This is a genomic window from Amnibacterium sp. (assembly GCF_036559085.1).
GTDB lineage: Bacteria > Actinomycetota > Actinomycetes > Actinomycetales > Microbacteriaceae > Amnibacterium.
This window is the reverse complement of the sequence record NZ_DATBTU010000073.1, coordinates 1-5022: the sequence shown is the minus strand read 5'-3', so window position 1 is coordinate 5022 and position 5022 is coordinate 1. Positions and strand designations below refer to the sequence as shown.

5 protein-coding genes are annotated in these 5022 nt (G+C 72.0%); 3 read left to right on the top strand and 2 right to left on the bottom strand.

Features of this window, described 5'->3' with window-relative positions; translation table 11 throughout:
- The 3 genes from VIG76_RS13195 to VIG76_RS13185 form a co-directional block, all read left to right on the top strand.
- Nucleotides 1-797, top strand: a 797-nt coding sequence (locus VIG76_RS13195; protein ID WP_331954903.1) for a sugar phosphate isomerase/epimerase family protein, incomplete at its 5' end; no start/stop codon positions are given.
- Complete coding sequence (locus tag VIG76_RS13190; protein WP_331954901.1) at nucleotides 794-1801, top strand: sugar phosphate isomerase/epimerase family protein; 1008 nt, start codon at nucleotides 794-796, stop codon at nucleotides 1799-1801. The genes VIG76_RS13195 and VIG76_RS13190, both read left to right, overlap by 4 nt.
- A gap of 82 nt (nucleotides 1802-1883) precedes the next feature.
- Nucleotides 1884-2753, top strand: a complete 870-nt coding sequence (locus VIG76_RS13185; protein ID WP_331954899.1) for a ThuA domain-containing protein — start codon at nucleotides 1884-1886, stop codon at nucleotides 2751-2753.
- A gap of 22 nt (nucleotides 2754-2775) precedes the next feature.
- Here VIG76_RS13185 and VIG76_RS13180 read toward each other — a convergent pair whose 3' ends face one another.
- On the bottom strand, nucleotides 2776-4074 hold the full coding sequence (locus VIG76_RS13180; protein ID WP_331954897.1) for an ROK family protein: 1299 nt from the start codon (nucleotides 4072-4074) through the stop codon (nucleotides 2776-2778).
- Nucleotides 4075-4083: 9 nt separating this feature from the next.
- The coding region (locus VIG76_RS13175) for a Gfo/Idh/MocA family protein (RefSeq protein WP_331954895.1) at nucleotides 4084-5022 on the bottom strand (939 nt) is incomplete at its 5' end.

Sequence of the window (5022 nt, the reverse complement as noted above, 5' to 3'; positions counted from 1 at the left end):
ACCTCGGCGCCACCGGCCTCGAGATCCTCGGCGAAGCGCACATCGAGGACTACCCGAACCCGCCCACCGCCTGGCTCGACGCCTGGTTCGCGCGCCTCGACCGCTTCGGCCTCACCCCGACCTGCTACGGCTCGTGGGTCGACCACCGCCGCTTCCCGGGGCGCGACATCAGCGAGGACGAGGCGGTGCAGCAGCTCGAGACCGACCTCCGGCTCGCGGCGCAGCTCGGCTTCAAATACGTCCGCCCCAAACTCGGCGTCGTCACCTCCGACCTCGAGCCGCATCCCGTCTGGGAGCCGGCGACGCTCCGCGTGCTCGACCTCGCCGAGGAGCTGGACGTCATCATCTGCCCCGAGATCCACTGGCCGAGCGTCATCCGCTCGAAGGTGGTCGACGACTACATCGCCCTCATCGAACGCACCGGCACGAAGCACTTCGGCCTGCTGATGGACACCGGCGTCTTCCAGAAGTCGATGCACCACCGCAGCGGCGGCGTGCCGAGCCGGATGGGCCGGGGGTCCGCGCGGCCGCCGCTCACCCCCGTCGTGCCGGTCGCGGACCTCGAGGACGTGCTGCAGCACGTCGTGCACGTGCAGGCGAAGTTCTACGAGATCGACGACTCGCTCGAGGACCACCACATCCCCTGGGCCGAGTTCCTCGAGGTGCTCGTGCGCCGCGGGTGGAGCGGATTCCTCAGCAGCGAGTACGAAGGTGACTATGAGACGGGGCGCGCCGCCGACCAGCTGCGCCGGCAGCACGCCCTGATCCGCACCCTGCTCGCGAAGGAGATCGCATGACCCGCCCCATCACCCTCTTCACCGGCCAGTGGGCCGACCTGCCGTTCGAGGAGGTGGCCCGGCTCGCGGGGGAGTGGGGCTACGACGGCCTCGAGATCGCCTCGTGGGGCGACCACCTCGACGTCTCCCGTCACGCCGACGCCGACTACGTCGCCGGCCGGAAGGCGATCCTCGAGAAGAACGGCCTCCAGGTCTGGACCATCTCGAACCACCTCGTCGGCCAGGCGGTCTGCGACGACCCGATCGACGCCCGGCACCGCGGCATCGTGCCGGACCGCGTGTGGGGCGACGGCGAGCCCGAGGGCGTGCGGCAGCGCGCGGCGGAGGAGCTGAAGGACACCGCCCGGATGGCGAAGGCGCTCGGCGTGAAGACGGTCACCGGCTTCACCGGCTCGTCGATCTGGAAGACCGTCGCGATGTTCCCGCCCGTGCCCGACGAGATGGTCGAGGCCGGGTTCCAGGACTTCGCGGACCGCTTCAACCCCATCATGGACGTGTTCGACGAGGTCGGGGTCCGGTTCGCCTTCGAGGTGCACCCGAGCGAGATCGCATACGACTACTGGACCGCCAAGCGGATGCTCGACGCGATCGGCAACCGGCCGGCGTTCGGGCTCAACTGGGATCCCAGCCACATGGTCTGGCAGCAGATCGACCCGGTCGGGTTCATCCTCGACTTCGCCGACCGCATCTACCACGTGCACTGCAAGGACTCGAAGGTGCAGACGGGCAACGGCCGCAACGGCCGGCTCTCCTCCCACCTCCCGTGGGCGGATCCGCGCCGCGGCTGGGACTTCGTCTCGGTCGGGCTCGGCGACGTGCCGTGGCAGCAGTGCTTCCGGGCGCTGAACGCCATCGGCTACGACGGCCCCCTCTCGGTGGAGTGGGAGGACGCCGGCATGGACCGCCTCGTCGGCGCCCCGCAGGCGCTCGAGTTCGTGCGCGCGAACGCGCTCACCCCGTCGGCGGCCGCGTTCGACGCCGCCTTCTCCAGCTCGAGAGGCTGACCATCCGTCCGCCGGCGGCGCGTGACGCCCGCGCCGCCGGCGGCGCCATCCACCGCATTCCCGACGACGAGAGGCGGACTCCGTGCCCGACCCGCTGAACGTGCTCATCCTGTCCGGTCACATGACCCGCGAGCACGACAACGAGCACCGCAGCTTCCGCCAGCACAACGCCTGGCTGACCACGCTGCTGGAGGACACCGGCCGCTTCCGGGTGCGGGTCGTGGAGGAACCGCGCGGGCTCGGCGCCGAGATCATCGACAAGTACGACGTCGTGCTCGTGATCTTCGAGGGGCGTGACGGCTACTTCGACAAGGCCGTCGGCTTCGGCGAGGAGACCGACGCCGCGCTGCTGAAGTTCGTCCACGAGGACGGCAAGGGCATGGTCTGGTTCCACGGCTCGGCCGCGCAGGAGGACGACTGGGGCTACCCCGAGGAGTACAACGTCATGCGCGGCGCGAAGCTGAACCAGCAGACGAGCCTCCGGCCACGGCCCTGGGGCGAGGCGCAGCTCGACGTCGTCGACCCGCGGCATCCGATCACCGAGGGGATCAACGCGCGCTGGACCGTCACCGGGGACGACATCCTCACGGGCGTCGAGATCCACGAGGGCACGCAGGTGCTGCTGACCACCTTCGACGACCTCGAGTCGTACGAGAACGCCCCGATGTGGCCGATGTCGCACTACCCGGTCAACATCCCGGATGGCGGCATCGCGGCGATGCCGGGCATCAACACCGACCAGCCGCTCGCGTGGATCAACGAGTACGGCGCCGGTCGCTGCTTCACGATCACGATCGGCCACGACATCGACACGTTCCGGCGGATCGAGTTCATCCGCATGTTCCCGCGCGGCGTCGAATGGGCCGCCACGGGCGAGGTCACCCTGCATGGCCCCGACCGCCGCGGCGAGCGGCGCTTCCTGCCCTGGCCGTACTACAACCGCGAGGGCTGAGCGAGGCCGCGTGGCCCAGCCGCTAGACGAGCTGCTGGATGCGCACCGCGGAGCCGATCGGCGTGCCCGCGGCCAGCCACAGCTGCAGCGCGTCCTGCCGGAAGAGGCGCCGCGCGACGAGCAGCGCGCCGCCGACGGTGCCGACCTCGAAGTCGGCCGTGCTCGGCCGGATGACGAGGTCGTGGGCGGCCAGCTCGATCGCCTGCTCGAGCACGGCGGCCTTGAAGGTCTCGAAGAAGACGTCGCTGCCCAGGAGCGCGGTGCCGCCGAGCACGAGCGTGCCCGGGTTTGCGAAGTTGACGAGGCCGCCCACCGTGAGCCCGGTGAAGCGGGCCGCGCGGCGCACCGCCGCCATCGTGACGGGGTCGCCGGCGGCGATCGCGTCGCGGAGCTCGAGCCCCAGGATGTGACCGTTCCGGGCGAGGAGGTCGGCGAGCATCGGGCTCTCGCCGCGTTCGGCCGCGGCCGTGAGGATGCGGCTCAGCCCCCAGCCGCTGGCGACCGCCGCGAGGCACCCGGTGCGCCCGCAGCGACAGACCGCGGTCGGGTCGTCGGTCACCCGGAAGTGCCCGATGTCGCCCGCCGCGCCCGTGTCGCCGCGGTGCACGCGGCCACCCGTGATGAGTCCGCTGCCGATCCCCTCGCCGATCTCGACGTAGAGGAGGTCTCGGGCGTCCCGCGGCTGGTCGAGCGCCCACTCGCCGAAGGCGCGGAGGTTGTCGTCGTTGTCCACCCAGACGGGCGCCTCGTAGCGGTTCCGGAACCAGCCGCGCACGTCGTAGCCGTCCCAGCCGTGCATGATCGGCGGCGCGACCATCCGGCCCGAGGTGAAGTCGATCGGACCCGGTAGCCCGAGCGCCACGCCCCACACGGAGCGGCCGTGCGCGACGCGCTTCAGCAGCGACTCGAACTGCCCGTGCACGATCGGGAGCACGACGTCGGGGCCCTGGAGCACGTCGGCGTCGGCCGTGCTGCGCAGCAAGGCTGTGCCGTCAAGGTCGCTCACCGCGGCCCAGACGGAGTTGTCGGCGAAGCTCGCGCTGAGGATCAGGCCCGCCTCTGAGCGGAAGCGCACCGTGCGCGAGGGCCTGCCCCGCTCGGCCTGGGCCGTGCCGCCCTCCTCGAGGACGCCGAGGTCCATGCCCTCGCGGAGCCGCTCGTTCACGACCGTGCGGCCGAGGCCGGTGGCCTGCTCGAGCTCCGGACGGGTGTTCGCGACGCCGGTGCGGACGAGGTCGACGATCTGCGCGAGGAGCAGGATGTCGCGGCCCGATGGCGGTGGGGCCGCCACGTCACGACGATCCACCCGGGTGCCGGTCACCATCGGATGCTATCCGTCCGCTTCGTGCAGAAGGGGCGACGGGACCGGAATCGGCGCGCTGCCGGAGGCGGCGGAACGCGCCGCCGCCTCGAGCACCTGCAGCACGTGGAGCGACTCCGCCGGGTCGACGGGCAGCGGGCCGTCGCCGTCGAGCGCGCCGGCGAGGATGCGGTAGAACTCACGGGCATCGGTGTCCACCGGCGCGACCGGGGTCACCGGTCCCGGGAGCGGGACGGGTCCGGGCGGGCCGCCGGCGTGCCGGCGCGTCTCGAAGGTGTCGAAGGATCCCCAGCGCGGATCGAGCGGGCCGACGCCGTGGAAGACCGCCGCGAACTGGCCATCCTGGCCGGTGGAGACGAGCGCCGCCTCCGTGCCCTGGACCACGAAGGTCGGCACCGGCCACGAGGTCATGGCCCCGAGGTGCAGGTGACTGCGGGCACCGGAGTCGTGCAACAGCGCGAGGAAGCCGTCGTCCCTGACCTGCGTCCCCGGACGGCGCGCATCCAGCTCGGCGATGACGGAACGGACGGGACCGAGCAGGGCGACGGCCTGGTCGACCATGTGGCTGCCGATGTCGGCGAGCGGTCCGTCCAGGGTGCCGGGCCGTGCCTGCTCCCGCCAGTTGTCCCAGATGCCGGGGCTCCAGCGCACCAGCCAGGCCTCGTAGCGGAGGACCTCGCCGACCTCGCCGCCGCGGACTGCGGCTGCAACGGTCGCGTAGTCGCGGTCCCAGCGCTTGTTCTGGAAGGCGACGACCGGCACGCCCGCGGCGCGCGCCGCGGCCTGGAGGCGCTGCGCGGCGGCGGCGGTCGGCGCGAGCGGCTTCTCGATCACGGTGGGGATGCCGGCACCCAGCAGCGCGAGGCCGAGCTCGACGTGGGCGTCGTCCCTGGCGGTCACGACCGCCAGGTCGATGCCGTCCTCGGCGGCGACCAGCTCCGCGACGCT

Bases quoted from the DNA above. Each gene is read 5' to 3' on its own strand.
- VIG76_RS13190 (WP_331954901.1), top strand. From the start codon at position 794: ATGACCCGCCCCATCACCCTCTTCACCGGCCAGTGGGCCGACCTGCCG.